This is a genomic window from Hymenobacter sp. UV11 (genome assembly GCF_004684095.1).
Taxonomy (GTDB): Bacteria; Bacteroidota; Bacteroidia; order Cytophagales; family Hymenobacteraceae; genus Hymenobacter.
Map to the genome: position 1 here is coordinate 431,654 of NZ_SRII01000005.1, position 18,751 is coordinate 450,404.

An 18,751-nucleotide genomic window follows, 5' to 3' on the forward strand; every position below is an offset into this window, starting at 1 on the left:
GTACCTTACAGCACTTCCGGACCCTATCCCCCTCTTGCTGATGGAACACGTTTCGACTATGCAGTACCTCGTGGCCGGCGCGCTGGGCCTGGGGCTGGCCGCGTGCAGCGGCTTTCGGGTATTTGTGCCGCTGCTGGCGGCCAGTGTGGCGCACCGGGTGGGCTGGCTGCCCAGCTCGCCGGGCTTCGACTGGCTCAGCAGCTGGACGGCCCTGGTGGTGCTAGCCACCGCCACCGTGGCCGAGCTGGTGGGCTACTACGTGCCCCTCTTCGACCATTTGCTCGATACGCTGACCACGCCCGCCTCCTTTATCGCGGGCACGCTGCTCATGACCTCTTCGCTCATCCACCTCGACCCGACGCTGCGCTGGACGCTCGGTATTTTGGTGGGCGGGGGCGCGGCGGGGCTGGTGCAGGGCAGCACGGCGCTGCTGCGGGCGGGCTCCACGGCCACCACCGGCGGGCTGGCTAACCCGCTGTTTGCCACCCTGGAAAACACGTTGGCGATAGCCGGCACGCTACTCACGCTGCTGCTGCCGCTGGTGGCGGCGGGGCTGGTGCTGGGGCTGCTGGTGTTTCTGGCGAGCCGGCTGCGGCGCTGGCAGCAGCGGCGGGCGCTGGGCCGGCAAGTGGGGGTAGGCGGGCCAGCGGCGACACCCACGCCCGGCGGGTTTGCGTAAAGACAACCGTATACCTGAACCAATAACGTCTTTATGCCCGGTGCCGAATCTGACTCAAGCAGCTCTTTGCTAACTCCTTATAATGGGCTGGTGCGCGTGCGCGTGGGAGGCCTGCTGGTGCGCAAAGGCGCTATTTTGCTGGCGGCCCACCGGGGCTTGCTGCCCAACGGGGCTACGTTCTGGTCGCCGCCGGGCGGGGGCTGGGCCTTCGGCGAGAGCTTAAAACAGGCGCTGGTGCGCGAGTTTCAAGAAGAAACCGGGCTGGCCGTGCGCGTGGGCCGGCAGCTGCACCTGCACGAGTTTCGGCGCGATGCGCTGCAGGCGCTGGAGATATTCTTCGAAGTCACGGCCGAGGATGACACCGCTACCCCCCGCCTGGGCCACGACCCCGAGCATAGCCCCGACAACCAGTTGCTCAGCGAGTTGGCCTGGCTCACGCCGCGCCAGCTGCTGGCCCTGCCGCCCGCCCACGTGCACCCCATACTGCGCGGGCTGCTGAGCACCGACGACGTATTTGTGCCCCAGGTGCTGCTAAGTACCTGACTGGCTGCGCAGGGTAGGGCCTTCGAGGCCCGCACCGGGGGTAGGGCTGGCCCAGCGCCTTTGGAGCGGCACCGCCAGCCGTATGCTGGCACTTGGTTTTCAAGCAATTACTTCATCGGATAGCTAAAAGCGAAACCGTTGGCCGCCATCCTGGCCCCCAAAACTTATCTTTGCCGGCCGTGCCTACTACCCCTACCCTATCCGCTACCGCCGCGGTAAGCCTACGCGACGACACCTTCGACCTAGCAAATCCCACGGCCTACCAGCTCTATGCCCTGGCCGGGCCTACCCGGCTGCGCGTGGCGGCGCTGGAGGTGGCCCGGCAAAAAATAGTGGCTTTCGACGACCACCCGCTCGCGGGCCTGGCCGACCTGCCCGCCGCCGCCGCTGCCCACCCGCTGCTGGGCCACGCCGGCTGGGCGCGGCTGCGGCTGGCGCTGGCGGGCACGACCAGCACGCTGCTACCTGCGCCCCTGTATCGGCCCGGCGATGAAAACGCCTACCTGCGCCCCCACCACACGCTGGCCCCCACCGAGGAGGCCCTGGCCTACGCCCTACCCCTGCCCGCGCCGGCCACCGACATCGTGAGCATTTTTGCGGCACGCCACGATTTGTCGCACTGGCTCTACACGGTGCACGGGCCCAGCGCGCGGCTGCTGCCCGCCACCAGCGCCCTATTAGCGGGCCTGCTGCACCAGCGCGGCACCACGCCGCGCCAGCTTTATCTGAGCCTGGCCGAGCAGGAGCTCACGGCCGTGGTGCTGGGCGCGCGGCTGGAGTTTTGCAACACCTTTGCCGTGAGCACGGCCGAGGACGTGGCCTACTACACTATCCTGGTGATGCAGGAGCTGGGCCTGAACCCCGAACGTGACCCGGTGACCATCTGGGGTGAGCTTACCGGCGACTCGGCCACGTTCGCGCTGCTTAGCACCTACGTGCGCCAGCTGCGCTTCGGGGCGCGGCCCTTTGGGGTGCAGTACTTTTATTACCTGAATGAAGTGGCCGACTACCGGCATTTTGACTTGTTCAGCCTGGTTTATTGCGAATAGTTTTTGACTCGGGACGCGGCGGCGCCCTAGATACATGAAAAAAATCGCCCTTTTTCCCGGTTCTTTCGACCCGTTTACCAACGGCCACCTCGACATTGTGCGGCGCGGCGCGGGGCTATTCGATGAGGTCATTATTGCCCTGGGCACCAACAGCAGCAAGCAGCGCTACCTACCCCTCGACTGGATGCTGGCGCAGCTCGAAGCGCTGTTTCAGGACGAGCCGCGCGTGTCGGTGCGCAGCTACCAGGGCCTCACGGTGGAGTTTGCCCGCGCCACCGGCGCGCGCTACCTGCTGCGCGGCCTGCGCAACACGCTCGATTTTGAATACGAAAACAGCATCGGCCAGGCCAACCGCCTGCTCTACCCCGAGCTGGAAACGGTGGCGCTGCTCACGGCGCCCACGCTGGCCGCCATCAGCAGCACCATCGTGCGCGACATTCACCGCTACGGCGGCGACGCGGCGCAGTTCGTGCCCTTTGCCCTACCCCCTCCCAAACCGGCGTAGCGGGCCGGGCCATAACGCAAAAGCCCCCTGGCTCGGCTGAACCAGGGGGCTTTTGCGTAGCTATGCCAAGGCTTTACTCCATCACTTTCAATGGGTCGATGGGGTCTGCCTTGAAATACTGCATGGCAATGAGCGAGGTGATAACGCCCGTCATACTACCCATGAGAATAATGGCCGGAAAAGCGACGACCACCGACAGCTCGAAGCCAAACAGATTCTCTACCTGCGTGAGGTCCAGCGATTTCGGAATGACAACGGTAAGAATAATAAAGAACAGGCCCAGCACCACCGAGGCCACTAGCGCCGTTACGATACCCGTGCCGTAGCCGCCCAGGTAGGGCATTTGCTCGCCGCGCACCTGGCGCAAGTTGCGGATAGCCAGCACCGAGCCCAGGATGAGGATGAGCACGTCGAGGCTGCCGGCCTCGATGCGCGAGAAAAAGCCCATCAGCGCCGCTGCCAGTGTGTAGATGCAGAGGACGACCGCCGTCATCATGCCAAAGCGAAAGCCATTTCGTTCGGGGGTAAGCGTGGGTCCGGCAGATGCGGATGTGGAGCGGGCAGCCATAAAGGAAAGGAAGTATTGTGGGGAGAAGAAAGGCAGAAAAGTGACGCAAAAGGCCAGCTGATTAAGCTATACTGCATTTGGCGGCCGGATGTTGTGCCAATTGCTGAGGGCACAAATCGGCGCCCGCCCGTGTTGGGGTAGGCTAAGGAGGAGCGGTGGCGTATTTTTGCAAAGATTTTTTGGTTTTTTATTCCGGTTTAGATGATTTCCACGACCAACGTGAGCTTGCGCTATGGCAAGCGGGTGCTGTTTGAAGACGTAACGGTGAAGTTTTTGCCCGGCAACTGCTATGGCCTCATTGGGGCCAACGGCGCCGGCAAATCGACTTTTCTCAAGATTTTGTCCGGTGAGCTGGAGCCCAACACCGGCTCGGTAGAGCTGCCCGCCGGCCAGCGCCTAGCCGTGCTCAAGCAGAACCAGTTTGCCTACGATGACCAGCAGGTGCTCCAGACAGTGATTCAGGGCCACCAGCGCCTGTGGGCGGTGATGAGCGAAAAGGACGCGCTCTACGCCAAGGCCGACTTTTCGGACGCCGACGGCGAGCGCGCGGCTATTCTGGAAGGTGATTTTGCTGACCTCGAAGGCTGGAACGCCGACTACGAGGCCGCCGAGCTGCTCAGCGGCCTGGGCATTACCGAAGACAAGCACTACAGTGTGATGTCGGACCTCGGCGCTTCGGAAAAAGTGCGCGTGCTGCTCGCGCAGGCCCTGTTTGGCAACCCCGACGTGCTGCTGCTCGACGAGCCGACCAACAACCTTGACGCCGAGAGCGTGCTCTGGCTCGAAAACTTCCTCGACTCGTTTCAGAATACGGTGATTGTGGTGAGCCACGACCGCCACTTCCTCGACGCCGTGTGCAACTACATGGCCGACCTGGACTTCTCGAAAATCACGATGTACCCCGGCAACTACGGCTTCTGGTACGAGAGCAGCCAGCTGGCTCTGCGCCAGCGCCAGGACGTGAACAAGAAAACCGAAGACAAGCGCAAAGAACTCGAAGAGTTTGTGCGCCGCTTCTCGGCCAACGCCTCGAAATCAAAGCAGGCCACCAGCCGCCAGAAGCTGCTGCAAAAGTTGACCCTGGAAGAAATCAAGCCCTCATCGCGCCGCTACCCCTACATCGCTTTCAAGCCCGAGCGCGAAGCCGGCAACCAGCTGCTGACGGTGGAAGGCGTGAGCAAATCGGTGGATGGCCACTCGGTGCTCAAAAACGTGTCGTTCACGCTCGACAAAGGTGATAAAATCGCCATTGTGGGCCGCGACGACCGTGCGGCTTCACTGCTGTTCGATATTTTATTCAAGGAAGCCCAAGCTGATAAGGGCAAGGCCGACTGGGGCACCACCATCACGCCCAGCTACTTTCCGAAGGAAAACAGCAATTTCTTCCAGGCCGACAACATGAACCTGGTGGACTGGCTGCGCCAGTACTCGACCGACAAGGACGAGAGCTTCGTGCGCGGCTGGCTGGGCCGCATGCTGTTCTCGGGTGAGGAGTCGCAGAAGAAGCCCAACGTGCTGAGCGGCGGCGAAAAAGTGCGCTGCATGCTGAGCAAGATGATGCTCGAAAGCGGCAACGTGCTGGTAATGGACGACCCCACGAACCACTTGGACCTCGAAAGCATTCAGGCCCTGAACAACGGCCTCAAAGACTTCACCGGCTCGCTCATCTTCGCCTCGCACGACTTGCAATTCATCGAGACGGTAGCCAACCGCATCATTGAGCTCACGCCCGAAGGCATCATCGACCGCCGCATGAACTACGAAGAGTACCTAGCCGATGAAACATTGAAGGCTCAGCGCCAGAAAATGTACCAGCTGGCTTAAAATCAGGAATTAAGCAGACTCATTCTGGGGTTTGTTCTAGTAAGCCGGGCTTCTTCATTATCTCTACCTGCCGCGCCGCTAATTTCCCTTCATGAAACGTCTGCTTTTTCCAGTTTTACTAGGGGCCGTGGCCCTGCTGGCCCCTGGCCGCAGCCTGGCCCAGAACAAGCCCGCGCTTAATACCGCGCCTCCTGGCTCGGTGCCCCCCGTGCGGCCGGCCCCGGTAGCTACCCCGCGCCCGGCGGCCGACACGACCAACGTGGCGCCTACTATTCCGGTGTACACGCCGGCCACCGCACCTGCAGCAACGCCTCAGCCGCCGGCCCAACCCCAGCAGGCTGAGGCCCTCCCCCCCCCCAGCCAGGACAGCCCTTCGGGCTTTGAGCTGCCGGGCCGTGAGCAGGCGCGCAAGGCCGCGCAGCAGCACGCTGAGCAGTATACCAAGCTGTTTGTGTACTCGGGCTTTGGCCTGGGCTATAGCTCCTACGCGGGCTACAGCCAGTTCAACTTCAGCATTTCGCCGGCCATTGGCTACCGCGTAAACGACCGGCTCTCCATTGGGCCCGGCATCAGCTACGCGTATAGCAACTACGGCATCAGCAACGGCTACAACACCAACAGCAGCACTAATTTCAGCACCAGCAGCTTTGGCGTGAAGGGCTTTGCCCAGTTCATGGTGTATAATAATTTCTTCCTGCACGCCGAGTATGAGGTGACGAAGGCGCAGCTGCTGGCGCAGGATAATTACGGTAATTTCAGCACCATCAACCGCTCGGTGCAGACGCCGCTGGCCGGCATCGGCTACCGCTCGCAAATCAGCAACCGCGCAGCCGCTGATATTGTGCTGCTCTATAATTTTCAGGATAATTACAACAGCATTTATCCCAACCCGGTAATTCGCTTTAATTTCCTGTTTAATATCGGCAAGTAATTGCTGAGTGTTGACAAAAGAAAACCCCCGCCGTAAGAACGGCGGGGGTTTTTTATGTGCAAGCAGGTAGCCCTGACTATACGGGGTTACGGCCGCTGATAACGCGCAACAAAATGGCAATAATGGCAATCACCAGCAGGATGTGCAGCAGGTTGTTGCCTGCCAGACCAGCACCTAAGATGCCGAAGAAGCCGAGGGCCCAAATGAGGATGAGAACTACGGCGATGATATACAACAAATTGCCCATGAGTGAAAAAAGAAAGAAGAGTGGTGAAAGGGATGGAAACAAACCTTTACGGCTTGGTAGGGCTTTGTACGGTGTGGCTGGAAAAAGGATGAAGTTGATGCTAAAAAAATTCGCCTGACGGCTTCTGCCTGCCGGTTTCAGTAACTTTGCGGAGCGGTGAAGGCCCCCAGCCGGCCGTTTTCCCTACCCCCCTTTTTCTCCCACCCTATGCACGTTGCCGTTATTGGCTCGGGCACGATGGGCAATGGTATTGCCCACGTTTTTGCCCAGCACGGATTTTCCGTGGCCCTCATTGATATCAACCAGCCGGCCCTCGACCGGGCGCTGGGCACCATCACCAAAAACCTCTACCGCCAGGTAGCCAAAGCCACGCTGAGCGAGGAGGACAAAACCACCACCCTGGGCCGCCTGCGCACCTTCACGAGCCTGGCCGAGGGCGTAGCCAACGCCGAGCTAGTAGTAGAGGCCGCCACCGAAAATGTGGACCTCAAGCTTCAGATTTTTCGCGACCTCGACCAGTACGCGCCGGCCGGGGCCATCCTGGCCAGTAACACGTCGTCGATTTCGATTACCAAAATCGCGGCCGTTACCAAGCGCCCTATCCAGGTAATCGGGATGCACTTTATGAACCCTGTGCCGGTAATGAAGCTGGTGGAGGTAATTCGCGGCTACGCTACCTCCGATGAGGTGACGCAGCGCGTGATGGACCTGTCGCGCCAGCTCGGCAAAACGCCCACTGAGGTCAACGACTACCCCGGCTTCGTGGCCAACCGCATTCTCATGCCCATGATTAACGAGGCCATTATCAGCCTGTTTGAGGGGGTAGCGGGCGTCGAAGAAATCGACACGGTGATGAAGCTCGGCATGGCCCACCCGATGGGCCCGTTGCAGTTGGCCGATTTCATTGGGCTCGACGTGTGCCTGGCCATCCTGCGGGTGCTGCACGAGGGCCTCGGCAACCCCAAGTACGCGCCCTGCCCGCTGCTGGTGAATATGGTGATGGCCGGCCGCCTGGGCGTGAAGTCGGGCGAGGGCTTTTATCAGTACACGGCCGGCTCGAAAGACCTGGTGGTGGCCAGCCACTTCCGCAAGTAGAGCCGTTTCGCCACGCCTCATTTCACCGAACGGTATTACCCCAAACTTCGTTAACCAAGCACGCTGACGTCAGAATCAGCGCAATCAGTTTAATCTGCGCAAATCTGCGATTTTATGGAATATGCATTGTTTGGGGCCGGCTGCTTTTGGTGCGTCGAGGCCGTTTTTCAAAATTTAAAGGGGGTAGAGAAAGTGGTTTCCGGCTATGCCGGTGGCCGCATCAAAAATCCCACCTACCGCGAAGTGTGCAGCGGCATGACGGGCCACAACGAGGTGATTAACATCACCTTCGACCCGGCCGTGATTAGCTACAAAGAGCTGCTGGAAATCTTCTGGAAAACCCACGACCCGACGACGCTCAATCGTCAGGGCAACGATGCGGGCACTCAGTACCGCTCGGGCGTTTATTATTACAACGACGAGCAAAAAAAGCTTGCCGAAGAATACAAAAAGAAGCTCAACGACGGCCACGCCTTCCCCGACCCCGTGGTGACGGAAATTATGGCGGCGCCCGAGTTTTACCCGGCCGAAGATTACCACCAGAATTACTTCAACATGCACGGCCACGAGCCCTACTGCCAGTTTGTGGCTAAGCCCAAAGTAGATAAGGTGAAGGCGCTATTTGGGGAGAAATTAAAGGAAACTGTCTGAACCGCGGATTTATCGGATTCTTCGGATTAATCGGATTTTGTTGACGATTAACACGAGGAAAAGTACTCCGACTAGAATTAAAAAAGGCTGTCCAAATGGACAGCCTTTTTTAATTTAAAGGAAAGAAGAAATCGTCAACAAAATCCGACTAATCCGAAGAATCCGATAAATCCGCGGTTCAGACAGATACGTTATGCTCGCGCAGCGCATCGTTCAGGCTCGTTTTCAAGTCGGTGCTGGGCTTGCGCTGACCGATAATCAGCGCGCAGGGCACCTGGTATTCGCCGGCCGGAAACTGCTTGGGAATAGTACCCGGAATGACCACCGAGCGCGGCGGCACGTAGCCTTTATATTCCTTGGGTTCGGCGCCGGTCACGTCGATGATTTTGGTGCTGCCGGTGATGGTGACGCCGGCGCCAATTACGGCCTCCTTACCGATGCGGCAGCCTTCAACCAGGATGCAGCGCGAGCCGATAAAGGCGCCGTCTTCGATGATGACGGGCGCAGCCTGCACGGGCTCCAGCACGCCGCCGAGGCCTACCCCCCCACTCAGGTGCACGTGCTTGCCCACCTGGGCACATGAGCCCACGGTGGCCCAGGTGTCGACCATCGTGCCCTCGCCCACGTAGGCGCCGATGTTGGTGTAGCTGGGCATCAGGATGACGCCGGGGGCCAGGTAGGCGCCGTAGCGGGCCACGGCGGGCGGCACCACGCGCACTTTCTGGCCGGCGTAGTCGGTTTTGAGGGCCATTTTGTCGTGGTACTCGAAGGGGCCGACTTCCTGGGTGCTCATCTGGCGCAGCGGAAAGTAGAGGATAACGGCCTTCTTCACCCACTCGTTGATTTTCCACTCGCCGCCTTCCTCAGTGGGCGGCTCAGCCACGCGCAGGTGGCCTTTATCAAGCTCTTCGATAGTGTGCTCAATGGCGGTTTTGGTTTCAGGCTGGTCGAGCAGCGTGCGGTCGGTCCAGGCGGCTTCAATGGCCTCCTGGGCGGCAAAGCGGTCGAGCACGGGGCTGTGGTTGATGGTGGTGTCCATGAGAAGGAGTAAAATAGAATTGGGCGCAAAACTAGCATCTTTAGGGGTGGAAAAGGCTACCGGCCGCGCGGCACGCCCTGGTTGGGGCGAGTTACGAAGCTGTTCGTTTGGCCCCTACCCCCTTCGCGTGGGCAACTCTGCCCCGGCGCTACTTACCTCATGCCAAGTCCTAACCCGGCCGCTACCCTCGTTCTGCTCGCCTCAGTGCTCAAGCCCGTCGATGATACGCGGATGCTAGGCAAGTTTGCCCGCACCCTGGCCGGCTTGGGCGTGCGGGTGGCCGTGGCGGGGCAGGCTAGCGCGGCGGCGTGGCCGGGCGCGGGCATCACGCTGCACCCCATTTTTAGCGGTGCGCGGCTGAGCCTGGGGAGGCTGCTGGCGCAGGCGCGCTACTGGCGTTTGCTGCGCCACCTGCGGCCCGACTTGGTCATCGTGCACGCGCCCGAGCTGCTGCCGCTTACGCTGCTGTGGCGGGCGCTGGGGGGGGGTAGGCAGTTCATGTATGATATCCGCGAAAACTACGCGCTCAACGTGGGCACGCAGCAAGTGTACCGCGGGCTAACGAAGCGCACGCTGGCGGCGGGCCTGCGCTGGGTGGAAGGCGCGGCGGCGCGGCGCGCGGCGGCCGTGCTACTAGCTGAAGCCAGCTACGCCGACGAGCTGCCGTTTTTACACTCCCTACCCCCCGGCCGGGTATTGTTGCTCGAAAACAAGTACCAGCCCGCCTCCGGCGAATCCCTACCCCCCTCGGCGCGGCCCATGCCCGCCGCCACCGAGCCGCTGCGGCTGCTGTTTTCGGGTACCATCTCAGCGCTAAACGGGGTGTGGGAAGCCATTGCCCTGACGCGGGCACTACGGGCGGCGTGGCCCGGCGAAGCCACGCTGACCATCATCGGTTTTTGCCAACAGCCCGATTTACTGCGCGAGCTGCAAGCCACGGCGGCGGCCGACAGCGCCTGGCTCACACTGGAAGGCGGGGCTGCACTGGTGCCGCACGCCCGCATTGTGGCCGCGATGGGGCGCAGCCACCTGGGCCTGCTGCCCTACCGGCCGCACCCCAGCACGGCCCGCTGCCGGCCCACCAAGCTATTTGAGTACCTCGCCCACGGGTTGCCCGTACTGGTGCCCGACAACCCGCTCTGGTCCAGCGTGGTGCAAGCGCACGGCGCGGGGCTGGTGGTAGATTTTGCCGAGCCGGGGCGGGCGGCGGCGGCCGTGGCGGCAACGCTGCCCACGGCGCAGTTTTACCCGGCGGGCGTGCCGGCGGGCCCGGTGCTGTGGGCGGGCGAAGGCAAAAAATTAGGGGATTTGCTGGAAAGCCTGGGGCTGGGCCCGACCTTTGCGGCCCCGTTGGCCTAACTGGGCTGGGGCGCGCGCGTGAGCCCGGCCGTAGTCCGGGTAATTTTTTCTTACTTGCAGGTCGGTACGCGGCTGCTTTTGCGTGCCTTCGCCCTACCCTCCCACCCCTTACCCATCCTGTCTCATGGCTTCTCCGACCACTTTGCGCCACGCCGAAATTGCCGGCGTTGGCCACTACGTTCCCGACCGCGTTGTTAAAAATGCCGAGCTGGAAGAAATGATGTCTACCACCGACGCCTGGATTCAGGAGCGCACCGGCATTCAGGAGCGGCGCTGGTTTGAGGAAGGCAAGGACACGACCGCCGGCATGGGCGCCGAAGCTGCCCGCCGCGCCCTGGCTAATGCCGGCCTGACCGTGGACGATGTGCAGCTCATCGTATTTGCCACGCTATCACCCGATTACTTCTTTCCCGGCTCGGGCGTGCTCATGCAGCGCGAACTGGGCATGACCGGCAACGTGCCGGCCCTCGACGTGCGCAACCAGTGCTCGGGCTTCATCTACGGGCTGTCGGTGGCCGACCAGTTTGTGCGCACCGGCATGTACGATACGGTGCTGGTGGTGGGCTCCGAAATCCATTCCTCGGGCCTCGACAAAACCCAGCGGGGTAGGGCCGTTTCGGTCATCTTCGGCGATGGCGCGGGCGCCGTGGTGCTGCGCCCGGCGCGCACCGAAGGCAATGGCATTCTGAGCACGCACCTGCACGCGCAGGGCGAGTTTGCCGAAGAATTAATCGTGAAGGAGCCGGGCTCGAACCGCGAGGACCGCGTGAATTACGCCATTGCCAACGAGCAGGATATGTACCCCTACATGAACGGCCAGAACGTGTTTAAGCACGCCGTGGTGCGCTTCCCGCAGGTTATTAAAGAGGCACTGGACCAGAACAACTACCAGCCGGCCGATATCGACCTGCTCATTCCGCACCAGGCCAACCTGCGCATTACGCAGTACGTGCAGCAGAAAATGGGCCTGGCCGACGATAAGGTTTTCAGCAACATTCAGCGCTACGGCAACACTACCGCCGCCAGCATCCCCATCGCCCTGAGCGAAGCCGTGGCGCAAGGCCGCATCAAGCGCGGCGACCTCGTGTGCCTGGCCGCTTTCGGCTCGGGCTTCACCTGGGCCTCGGCACTCATTAAGTGGTAATTTTTCAGTTAGCAGTCATCAAGTATCAGTCATCACTTCATTTGGCTTCCAAGAGGTTAGCTGACGCCTGCGACCATTGATAACTCCAAGATAATTGCCGTTTGATAACTGATGACTGATAATTGAAATGACGATTACCGAGGAAAATTATTTAAAAGCCATTTACAAGCTGGCCGAAGAGGAGCCGGGGCAGGATGTGAGCACCAACCGCATTGCGGCGGCGCTGACAACGCGCGCCGCCTCCGTCACGGACATGCTGCGCCGCCTAGCCGACAAGCAGCTACTTGAATATGAGAAGTACCGGGGCGTGCGCCTCACGCCCGAGGGCCGGCGGCTGGCGCTGCTCACCGTGCGCAAGCACCGGCTCTGGGAGGTATTCTTGGTGCAGCAGCTGGGCTTCAACTGGGACGAGGTGCACGACGTGGCCGAGGAGCTGGAGCACGTGCAGTCGCCGCTGTTGATGCGGCGGCTTGACGAGTTCCTGAACTTCCCTACCCTCGACCCGCACGGCGACCCCATCCCGGCCGAAAACGGGGCCGTACGCCGGCCTGCTCACCGCTTGCTGGCCGAGCTGGGGGTAGGCGAGTGCGGCACACTGGCTTCGGTGAAAGATACCTCCGCGCCCTTCCTGCAATACCTCGACAAAATGGGCCTGCCGCTGGGCGCGCGGGTGCGCATTCTCGAAAAAATTGCCTTCGATAATTCCCTAGAGGTGCAGATAAACGACGAGCGCACCGTCGTCATTTCGGCCGAAGTCGGGCGCAATTTATTTACTGCCTGATGACCGCTTTTGCTTATTCTGATACCATTGTGGCGCTCTCGACCCCGCCCGGCGTGGGGGCGCTGGCCGTGGTGCGCCTGTCGGGCCCCGAGGCGGTGAGCATCACGCAGGCGCTGTTTTCGAAACGAAACCTGGCCGCCCAGCCCGGCCACACCCTGCACTACGGCACGCTGCGCGACCCCGCCACCGGCCAGGTGCTCGACGAGGTGGTGGTGGCGCTTTACCGCGGCCCGCGCTCCTACACCCGCGAAGATGTGGTGGAGATTTCGGGCCACGGCTCCGACTTTATCGTGCGCCAGATTCTGGCCGCGCTGCTGCGCCAGGGCGCGCGCCTGGCCGAGGCCGGCGAGTTTACCAAGCGCGCCTTTCTCAACGGCGCCCTCGACCTGGCCCAGGCCGAAGCCGTGGCCGACCTCATCGCCGCCGATTCGGCGCTGAGCCACCAAGTGGCGCTCAACCAGCTGCGCGGCGGCTTCTCCGATGAGCTGCGCGACCTGCGGGCCCAGCTCATCAAATTTGCCGCGCTGCTGGAGCTGGAGCTGGACTTTGGCGAAGAAGACGTGGAGTTTGCCGACCGCACCGGGCTGGCGCGGCTCCTGGCCGAAGTGGAGGGGGTAGTAACCGGCCTGCTACGCTCGTTTGAGCTAGGCAACGTGATTAAGAACGGCATCACGACCGTGATTGCCGGCCGGCCCAACGCCGGCAAATCGACGCTGCTCAACGCGCTGCTGCGCGAGGAGCGGGCCATTGTATCGGCCATTCCGGGCACTACCCGCGATTTTATTGAGGATGAAGTAAGTATCGACGGCCTGCGGTTCCGCTTCGTGGACACGGCCGGCCTGCGCGACAACCCTGCCGACGAGGTAGAGGCCATCGGCGTGCGCCGCACCCGCGAGCGTATCGGCCAGGCGGCGCTGCTGCTTTATCTCTTCGACCTCACCGAGCTGTCGCCCGCCGAGGTGCAGGCCGACATCGCGGAGCTAACCGCTGCCCTACCCCTGCTTCCGGTGCTGGCCGTGGGCAACAAGCGCGACTTAGCTTCGCAAGTATCAGTGAGCAATTATCAAGTAGAAATTTCTGGTAGTGGGGATTCTGACGCTAAGCGTGCGTTCGTCTTCATCTCGGCGGCCCAAAAGCAGGGGCTGGAGGAGCTGCAAGCGGCCTTGCTGACGCAGGTGCGCGGGGCGGGGCTAGCCACTACCGGCACGGCCACCATCGTCACAAACGTGCGGCACGCCCGTGCCTTGGAGGTGGCGGCGCAGCACCTGGCCGCCGTGCGCCAGGGCCTGGCCGAGGGCCGGGGCACCGAGCTATTGGCCGCCGACCTGCGCCATGCGCTGGGCGCGCTGGGTGAGATAACGGGTGAAATTTCCTCAGATGACCTGCTCACGAGCATCTTTACCCAATTTTGTATTGGAAAATAAAGCAGCTGGCCAAAAATCATTGCAAACGTTACCAATGCGCTTTGCAGCCCCAATCTGTGCCACTTACGGAAACCCGAGCGGGGTTTGCGTTGTACTACAGGAGGCATTAGCCAAATAAAAGTTGCCCGGCGCACCGCCTGGGCCGTAGCTTCGCGCCCGAAATAGGCGGCTACTTTACATCCTCTTCCTACCCAACCAATGGCAGAAACTGCTGAACTTAACCTACCGGGCGGACAGTCCATTAGCCTGCCCATCTTCGAGGGCACCGAGCACGAAAAAGCCTTTGATATCGGCAAGCTGCGCGACACTACGGGCTACGTTACCCTCGATTCGGGCTACAAAAACACCGGCGCTACCAAAAGCGCCATCACTTTTCTCGACGGCGAGGAAGGCATTTTGCGCTACCGGGGCTACCCTATCGAGCAGCTGGCCGAGAAGTCGAGCTTCCTGGAAGTAGCCTACCTGCTGATTTACGGGCACCTACCCTCCGAATCGGAGCTGAAGGAGTTTAGCGGCCACATCACCAAGCACACGCTGGTGCACGAGGATATCCGCAAGATTTTTGACGGCTTCCCGAGCAGCACGCACCCGATGGCCATCCTGAGCAGCCTCACCTGCGCGCTCACCGGCTTCTACCCCGAAAGCATCAGCCCCAACCAGTCGCCCGAGGCCATCGACCTGACCATTGTGCGCCTGATGGCCAAGATGAGCACCATCGCGGCCTGGACGTACAAAAACTCGGTGGGCCACCCGCTCAACTACCCGCGCAACGACCTCGACTATTGCGCCAATTTCCTATACATGATGTTCAGCTTCCCGACTGAGAAGTATGAAGTCAACCAGGTGATTGTTAAGGCACTCAACAAGCTGCTTATCCTGCACGCCGACCACGAGCAGAACTGCTCGACCAGCACCGTGCGCCTCGTGGGCTCGGCCAATGCCAGCCTGTATGGCTCGGTTTCGGCGGGTATCAACGCACTGTGGGGCCCGCTGCACGGCGGCGCCAACCAGGAGGTAATCGAGATGCTCGAATCTATCGAGCGTGATGGCGGCGACACCCAGAAATGGGTAGAAAAAGCCAAGGATAAGAACAGCGGCTTCCGCCTGATGGGCTTTGGCCACCGGGTGTACAAAAACTTCGACCCGCGCGCTAAAATCATCAAAGTAGCCGCCGACGAGGTACTGCAAGCCCTGGGCATGCAGGATAGCCCGCTGCTGAAAATTGCTACTGAGTTGGAGCAGGCCGCCCTCACCGACCAGTACTTCATCGAGCGCAAGCTGTACCCGAACGTGGACTTCTACTCGGGCATCATCTACAAGGCGCTGGGCATCCCTACCGAGATGTTCACCGTGATGTTTGCCCTAGGCCGCCTCCCTGGTTGGATTGCCCAGTGGAAAGAGATGCGCGAAAACAAGGAGCCCATCGGCCGCCCCCGCCAGATTTACGTGGGCGAAACCGAGCGCGACTACGTAGCCATCAGCGAGCGCAAGTAAGCTTTTTTCAGCTCACGATTTTTTAGAGTCAGCCCGCCTTTGGTGGGCTGACTTTTTTTGGCCCCTTCCCTACCCCCCCACTTCGCGCTTAAGGGTGAAAAGCAGGCCACGCACCATATTATGAGTGAAGATGGTATCGACCACCGATACCACCTCCCAGCCCTGGCTACCTAGCTGATTGAGCCGGTTCGTCAATTCCTGGTAATCAATGCCGCTAAAGAAGCCGCTTACAGTATCCAGCAGGAGGTATTCAAACTTTTTCATGTGCTTCCTAAATTTCGACAAGCCATTTCGGTTGCCGCCGACGCAGGCCACTCCTGCATCGGCGGCGACCGAAATGCATTATAGCCGGTGCGCCGTGAACGAGGCGCGCAGCTGCTGATAGGCCAGGCGCTGCTGGGGGTCGAGAATACTGTTGAGGGCTTGCTCGTAGCTGCGCTGCGACGAGGCTAGCTGCTCGTCGCGCTCGGCGGCAGGAGCGTTGATAATACTTTGCTCAAATACGAGCTGGCGGCGCTGCTCCAGGTAGTGCAGGTGCAGCTTCTTAATGGCCAGGTACTGCCCCTCATTGCAGTGAATGCGCCGGGCCAGGGCCTGGGTCAGCGTGGTAGCATGGGCAGCCACTGAGCGAGTATACGCCTTGGGCTCGTCGCCGGGGCTGTGGGCGGGGGTAGCACTCGTGAGGCTGGTCAGGAGGCAGGCGGCAGCTAACAGGTTCTTCATGGGTTAAAAAAGATTTTGGGTGAAAAAAAGGCAGGTATGACCGGCGTCCTCTCTGCTGGCCTAGCAGCGGCTGCCGGAATTGGTCCAAACCTACACGCTTTTTATTTTTTGAACAAAACCTTGTGAACGTGGTACTTTTCTGATTGCCACATTCTACTTTAATATCAATTAACCTTCATTTACAGTATTTTATGAGTCTTATCAAAAGCTTTACTACAGGATAAAAAAAAGCCCGCGCTTAGGCGGGCAATTCATTTTATTTGAATAATCCTACGAAATTTTCACTTCTTTAAAGCCTTACTTAAAGTAAATTATCTTAGATAAGGTAATGCTGCAAGCTTCGACTTAGGTTAGCAGTGAGGGGGTAGGAAAAGGTACTGAAATCAGTGGGTTGCTGGCAAAGCGGTTAAAGCTATTCGCACGGTGTTTCTCCGTGGTAACAGCTATTGCGCAGAGGTAATAGCGCGAACTTTGTAGTTCGCGTCCCCGCGCCGTTAAAACCATTCGAACGACGCGGCGACGCGAACTACAAAGTTCGCGCTACTAACGGCGACAAGCACGGCGCTCAACTTTAGGACGGGCGCTAGAGGATGCGCAGCTCGATGCGGCGGTTCTGGGCGCGGTGGGCCTCCGAGTCGTTGGTAGCGAGCGGCTTAGTTGCGCCGTAGCCCTTGGCGCGCAGGCGGGTGGCGGGCACGCCGTGGCCGCTGAGGTAGGTGAGCACGGCCTGGGCCCGGCGCTGCGAAAGCGTGAGGTTACTGGCGGGGGTGCCCACGTTGTCGGTGTGGCCGGCTACTTCCACGCGCAGATTGGGGTCCTGGCGGAGAAATTCCACCAGGCGGTCGAGCTCGGTGCGCGAGCGCGACTTGAGCACGGCTTGGTTGGAATCGAAAAACAGGTTGTTCAGCACCGCGCTGCGGCCGCTTTTGGCCGGGTCGAGGTAAATATCGAGCGTGAGCGGGTCGAAGCTATGCGGGGCCGAATAGTCGAAATTGAGGCTTTTGAGCAGGTAGCCGGGCGCGGCGGCGTACATGGCGTAGGCGCGCCCCTCGTTGAGCACGGCGGTGTATTCGCCGGTTTCAGCATCGGAATACACTTGCTGGGTGAGGGCGTTAGTGCTGAGGTCAAATAGCTGCACCATTGCGTTGAGGGGCTTCTTCGTCACGGCGTCGAACACCCGGCCCTGGGTGTAGGTGCTGGTTTCGCGGGCGCGCACGCTGGTGGGCACTTCGCTGCCGTAGAGCAGGATGGGCGGGGCCATGCTGGCCGGGTCGCCGGGCCGGGGCGGCTCGGCGCGGGTGCAGTAGAGGCGCTTATTGTCGGAAGAGATAAATAGCGAGGCCTCGTTGGCGAAGGTATTGAGGGGGTAGCCCAGGTTGCGCGGGGCGCCCCACTGTCCTTTGGCGTCGAGCTCGGCGCGAAAGATGTCACTGCTGCCCAGGCCCACCAGGCCGTTGGTGGCGTAGTAGAGCGTGGTGCCGCTGGCGTGAATGAAGGGCGCCAGGTCGTCGCCGGGCGTGTTGATGGGTGCGCCCAGGTTGCGGGCCTGGGTCCAGGTATTGTCGGGGCCCAGCGTGGTCACGTAGATGTCGTAGCCGCCTACCCCCCCGCCGCGCTGCGACGAGAAGTAGAGCGTGCGCCCGTCGGCCGAGAGCGAGGGCTGCGAGTCCCAGGCTTTGGAGTTGACTAGCAGGCCCAGGTTGCGCGGGGCGGTCCACTGCTTGCCGCGGCGGTGCGAGATGTAGAGGTCGCAATTTCCTACCCCCCCCGGCCGACCGCAGCTCGTGAATACCAGCGTGTTGCCATCGCCTGAGATGGTAGCCGTGCCCTCGTTCTCACGCGAATTGATATTTTGTGAAATAGACTGCGGCGCCCCAAACGTGCCCTCGGCCGTGAGCGCGCTAATGAACACGTCCTCGTTTTCCTGGCCCAGCTTCTCGGGGTTGCGCTGCACCGTGAAAATGAGCGACTTATTATCGGCCGTCAGCACCGGGAAGTACTGGTCTCGAAACTGGTTGAGCGGGGCGGCCAGGCGCTCGGGGGCGGTGCCGGTGGGGTGCGCCATGGCCTCGGCCGCAAAGTCGCAGTTTTGCAATTGCAGCTTGGCCAGCGCCACCTGGGTTTTGCTGGTGGGGTTGGTGCTGAGGTAATTGGTGTAGGCCAGGCGCATGGTGGCGTAGTCGCCCACCTCACCGGCCAGCTTACCCAGGATGAGGTAATCGCCGCCGCGCGCGGCCTCCACGGGCAGCTTGCTCAGGCCCAGCTTGTAGGCTTGCAGCGCGTTGGGATGGTCGCCGAGGGTAAGCTGCAACGAGGCTTTGCGCAGATACGGCTCGCCGTAGTCCGGGAATCTATCGATGAGCTGCTGCCATACCAGGAGCGCCTGCTGGGTCTGGCGGTCCTGGTAGTACAGGCTCTGGGCCTTCTCGTAGAGGCTGCGCGCCTTGCTATCGGTGATGGACGGCGGGGCTTGCTGGGCCAGGGTGGGCGCGGTAGCCAGCGCGAAGAGCAAGGTGGCGGGAAGCAGGGATTTGGGCAACATAAGCAAAGAGAAGCGCGGGCTGATTGCGGGCGCTGGTAGGGCGGGAAGCCGGCACTCAGCGGCGGCCCGCGCGCCCGACGCAGGTAAATTAGCAGGCAAAAGCTACGCCCTAACACGCAAAAACCCCGATTTCGTGCTGAAATCGGGGTTTTT

The 18,751-nt window shown here is 61.1% G+C and carries 19 protein-coding genes; 13 read left to right on the forward strand and 6 right to left on the reverse strand.

Annotated elements, in window-relative coordinates:
- The first annotated feature begins 40 nt into the window (after nucleotides 1-40).
- From E4631_RS11585 to coaD, 4 genes are all read left to right on the forward strand, one after another.
- A complete protein-coding gene (locus tag E4631_RS11585; protein WP_133655253.1) occupies nucleotides 41-679 on the forward strand; it encodes a DUF4126 domain-containing protein in 639 nt (212 codons plus the stop codon).
- Nucleotides 680-745: 66 nt separating this feature from the next.
- The gene (locus E4631_RS11590) at nucleotides 746-1,222 is read left to right on the forward strand and encodes an NUDIX domain-containing protein (RefSeq protein WP_166647905.1); all 477 of its coding nucleotides are present in this window, start codon (nucleotides 746-748) and stop codon (nucleotides 1,220-1,222) included.
- A 179-nt stretch (nucleotides 1,223-1,401) separates the two neighbouring features.
- Nucleotides 1,402-2,271 (forward strand): DUF3822 family protein, encoded by an 870-nt coding sequence (locus E4631_RS11595; RefSeq protein WP_166647904.1) that lies wholly within the window; start codon nucleotides 1,402-1,404, stop codon nucleotides 2,269-2,271.
- A gap of 34 nt (nucleotides 2,272-2,305) precedes the next feature.
- Nucleotides 2,306-2,776: a pantetheine-phosphate adenylyltransferase gene (gene coaD, locus E4631_RS11600; RefSeq protein WP_133655250.1), complete on the forward strand. Its 471-nt coding sequence runs from the start codon at nucleotides 2,306-2,308 to the stop codon at nucleotides 2,774-2,776.
- A gap of 73 nt (nucleotides 2,777-2,849) precedes the next feature.
- Here coaD and E4631_RS11605 read toward each other — a convergent pair whose 3' ends face one another.
- Nucleotides 2,850-3,344, reverse strand: a complete 495-nt coding sequence (locus E4631_RS11605) for a hypothetical protein (RefSeq protein WP_133655249.1) — start codon at nucleotides 3,342-3,344, stop codon at nucleotides 2,850-2,852.
- A 201-nt stretch (nucleotides 3,345-3,545) separates the two neighbouring features.
- On the opposite strand from E4631_RS11605, the gene E4631_RS11610 reads away from it, so the two are divergent.
- On the forward strand, nucleotides 3,546-5,168 hold the full coding sequence (locus tag E4631_RS11610) for an ABC-F family ATP-binding cassette domain-containing protein (protein WP_133655248.1): 1,623 nt from the start codon (nucleotides 3,546-3,548) through the stop codon (nucleotides 5,166-5,168).
- A gap of 91 nt (nucleotides 5,169-5,259) precedes the next feature.
- The gene (locus E4631_RS11615) at nucleotides 5,260-6,099 is read left to right on the forward strand and encodes a hypothetical protein (RefSeq protein ID WP_133655247.1); all 840 of its coding nucleotides are present in this window, start codon (nucleotides 5,260-5,262) and stop codon (nucleotides 6,097-6,099) included.
- A 76-nt stretch (nucleotides 6,100-6,175) separates the two neighbouring features.
- On the opposite strand, the gene E4631_RS11620 is transcribed toward E4631_RS11615, so the two are convergent.
- Nucleotides 6,176-6,346, reverse strand: a complete 171-nt coding sequence (locus E4631_RS11620; protein WP_133655246.1) for a lmo0937 family membrane protein — start codon at nucleotides 6,344-6,346, stop codon at nucleotides 6,176-6,178.
- Between the two features lie 207 nt (nucleotides 6,347-6,553).
- On the opposite strand from E4631_RS11620, the gene E4631_RS11625 reads away from it, so the two are divergent.
- Both E4631_RS11625 and msrA read left to right on the forward strand, forming a co-directional pair.
- On the forward strand, nucleotides 6,554-7,441 hold the full coding sequence (locus tag E4631_RS11625; protein WP_133655245.1) for a 3-hydroxybutyryl-CoA dehydrogenase: 888 nt from the start codon (nucleotides 6,554-6,556) through the stop codon (nucleotides 7,439-7,441).
- Nucleotides 7,442-7,555: 114 nt separating this feature from the next.
- Nucleotides 7,556-8,092 carry a peptide-methionine (S)-S-oxide reductase MsrA gene (gene msrA / locus E4631_RS11630; RefSeq protein ID WP_133655244.1) on the forward strand — a complete coding sequence of 179 codons (537 nt, stop codon included), beginning with the start codon at nucleotides 7,556-7,558 and terminating at the stop codon, nucleotides 8,090-8,092.
- Nucleotides 8,093-8,270: 178 nt separating this feature from the next.
- On the opposite strand, the gene E4631_RS11635 is transcribed toward msrA, so the two are convergent.
- Nucleotides 8,271-9,131: a 2,3,4,5-tetrahydropyridine-2,6-dicarboxylate N-succinyltransferase gene (locus tag E4631_RS11635; protein WP_133655243.1), complete on the reverse strand. Its 861-nt coding sequence runs from the start codon at nucleotides 9,129-9,131 to the stop codon at nucleotides 8,271-8,273.
- A gap of 159 nt (nucleotides 9,132-9,290) precedes the next feature.
- Between E4631_RS11635 and E4631_RS11640 the strand changes: the two genes are divergently transcribed.
- From E4631_RS11640 to E4631_RS11660, 5 genes are all read left to right on the forward strand, one after another.
- Nucleotides 9,291-10,490 carry a glycosyltransferase gene (locus E4631_RS11640; RefSeq protein ID WP_133655242.1) on the forward strand — a complete coding sequence of 400 codons (1,200 nt, stop codon included), beginning with the start codon at nucleotides 9,291-9,293 and terminating at the stop codon, nucleotides 10,488-10,490.
- A gap of 124 nt (nucleotides 10,491-10,614) precedes the next feature.
- A complete protein-coding gene (locus E4631_RS11645; RefSeq protein WP_133655241.1) occupies nucleotides 10,615-11,634 on the forward strand; it encodes a 3-oxoacyl-ACP synthase III family protein in 1,020 nt (339 codons plus the stop codon).
- Nucleotides 11,635-11,761: 127 nt separating this feature from the next.
- Nucleotides 11,762-12,415, forward strand: coding sequence for a metal-dependent transcriptional regulator (locus E4631_RS11650; RefSeq protein WP_133655240.1), 654 nt, complete (start codon nucleotides 11,762-11,764; stop codon nucleotides 12,413-12,415).
- Entirely contained in the window at nucleotides 12,415-13,839 is a 1,425-nt protein-coding gene (gene mnmE / locus E4631_RS11655; protein ID WP_133655239.1) for a tRNA uridine-5-carboxymethylaminomethyl(34) synthesis GTPase MnmE, read from the forward strand. Before E4631_RS11650 ends, mnmE begins: the two co-directional genes overlap by 1 nt.
- Before the next feature lie 198 nt (nucleotides 13,840-14,037).
- Nucleotides 14,038-15,333, forward strand: coding sequence for a citrate synthase (locus E4631_RS11660; protein WP_133655238.1), 1,296 nt, complete (start codon nucleotides 14,038-14,040; stop codon nucleotides 15,331-15,333).
- A 69-nt stretch (nucleotides 15,334-15,402) separates the two neighbouring features.
- Here the strand turns inward: E4631_RS11660 and E4631_RS11665 are convergent, their stop codons facing one another.
- From E4631_RS11665 to E4631_RS11675, 3 genes are all read right to left on the reverse strand, one after another.
- The gene (locus tag E4631_RS11665; protein ID WP_133655237.1) at nucleotides 15,403-15,597 is read right to left on the reverse strand and encodes a DUF4177 domain-containing protein; all 195 of its coding nucleotides are present in this window, start codon (nucleotides 15,595-15,597) and stop codon (nucleotides 15,403-15,405) included.
- A gap of 78 nt (nucleotides 15,598-15,675) precedes the next feature.
- The gene (locus E4631_RS11670; RefSeq protein ID WP_133655236.1) at nucleotides 15,676-16,056 is read right to left on the reverse strand and encodes a hypothetical protein; all 381 of its coding nucleotides are present in this window, start codon (nucleotides 16,054-16,056) and stop codon (nucleotides 15,676-15,678) included.
- Nucleotides 16,057-16,639: 583 nt separating this feature from the next.
- Complete coding sequence (locus E4631_RS11675) at nucleotides 16,640-18,598, reverse strand: OmpA family protein (RefSeq protein ID WP_133655235.1); 1,959 nt, start codon at nucleotides 18,596-18,598, stop codon at nucleotides 16,640-16,642.
- Between the last annotated feature and the right edge of the window lie 153 nt (nucleotides 18,599-18,751).

Bases quoted from the DNA above. Each gene is read 5' to 3' on its own strand.
- E4631_RS11675 (WP_133655235.1), bottom strand. From the start codon at position 18,598: ATGTTGCCCAAATCCCTGCTTCCCGCCACCTTGCTCTTCGCGCTGGCT.
- E4631_RS11620 (WP_133655246.1), bottom strand. From the start codon at position 6,346: ATGGGCAATTTGTTGTATATCATCGCCGTAGTTCTCATCCTCATTTGG.
- E4631_RS11640 (WP_133655242.1), top strand. From the start codon at position 9,291: ATGCCAAGTCCTAACCCGGCCGCTACCCTCGTTCTGCTCGCCTCAGTG.
- E4631_RS11585 (WP_133655253.1), top strand. From the start codon at position 41: ATGGAACACGTTTCGACTATGCAGTACCTCGTGGCCGGCGCGCTGGGC.
- E4631_RS11670 (WP_133655236.1), bottom strand. From the start codon at position 16,056: ATGAAGAACCTGTTAGCTGCCGCCTGCCTCCTGACCAGCCTCACGAGT.
- E4631_RS11660 (WP_133655238.1), top strand. From the start codon at position 14,038: ATGGCAGAAACTGCTGAACTTAACCTACCGGGCGGACAGTCCATTAGC.
- E4631_RS11615 (WP_133655247.1), top strand. From the start codon at position 5,260: ATGAAACGTCTGCTTTTTCCAGTTTTACTAGGGGCCGTGGCCCTGCTG.
- E4631_RS11635 (WP_133655243.1), bottom strand. From the start codon at position 9,131: ATGGACACCACCATCAACCACAGCCCCGTGCTCGACCGCTTTGCCGCC.
- E4631_RS11610 (WP_133655248.1), top strand. From the start codon at position 3,546: ATGATTTCCACGACCAACGTGAGCTTGCGCTATGGCAAGCGGGTGCTG.
- mnmE (WP_133655239.1), top strand. From the start codon at position 12,415: ATGACCGCTTTTGCTTATTCTGATACCATTGTGGCGCTCTCGACCCCG.
- E4631_RS11650 (WP_133655240.1), top strand. From the start codon at position 11,762: ATGACGATTACCGAGGAAAATTATTTAAAAGCCATTTACAAGCTGGCC.
- msrA (WP_133655244.1), top strand. From the start codon at position 7,556: ATGGAATATGCATTGTTTGGGGCCGGCTGCTTTTGGTGCGTCGAGGCC.
- E4631_RS11625 (WP_133655245.1), top strand. From the start codon at position 6,554: ATGCACGTTGCCGTTATTGGCTCGGGCACGATGGGCAATGGTATTGCC.
- E4631_RS11665 (WP_133655237.1), bottom strand. From the start codon at position 15,597: ATGAAAAAGTTTGAATACCTCCTGCTGGATACTGTAAGCGGCTTCTTT.
- E4631_RS11645 (WP_133655241.1), top strand. From the start codon at position 10,615: ATGGCTTCTCCGACCACTTTGCGCCACGCCGAAATTGCCGGCGTTGGC.
- E4631_RS11605 (WP_133655249.1), bottom strand. From the start codon at position 3,344: ATGGCTGCCCGCTCCACATCCGCATCTGCCGGACCCACGCTTACCCCC.
- coaD (WP_133655250.1), top strand. From the start codon at position 2,306: ATGAAAAAAATCGCCCTTTTTCCCGGTTCTTTCGACCCGTTTACCAAC.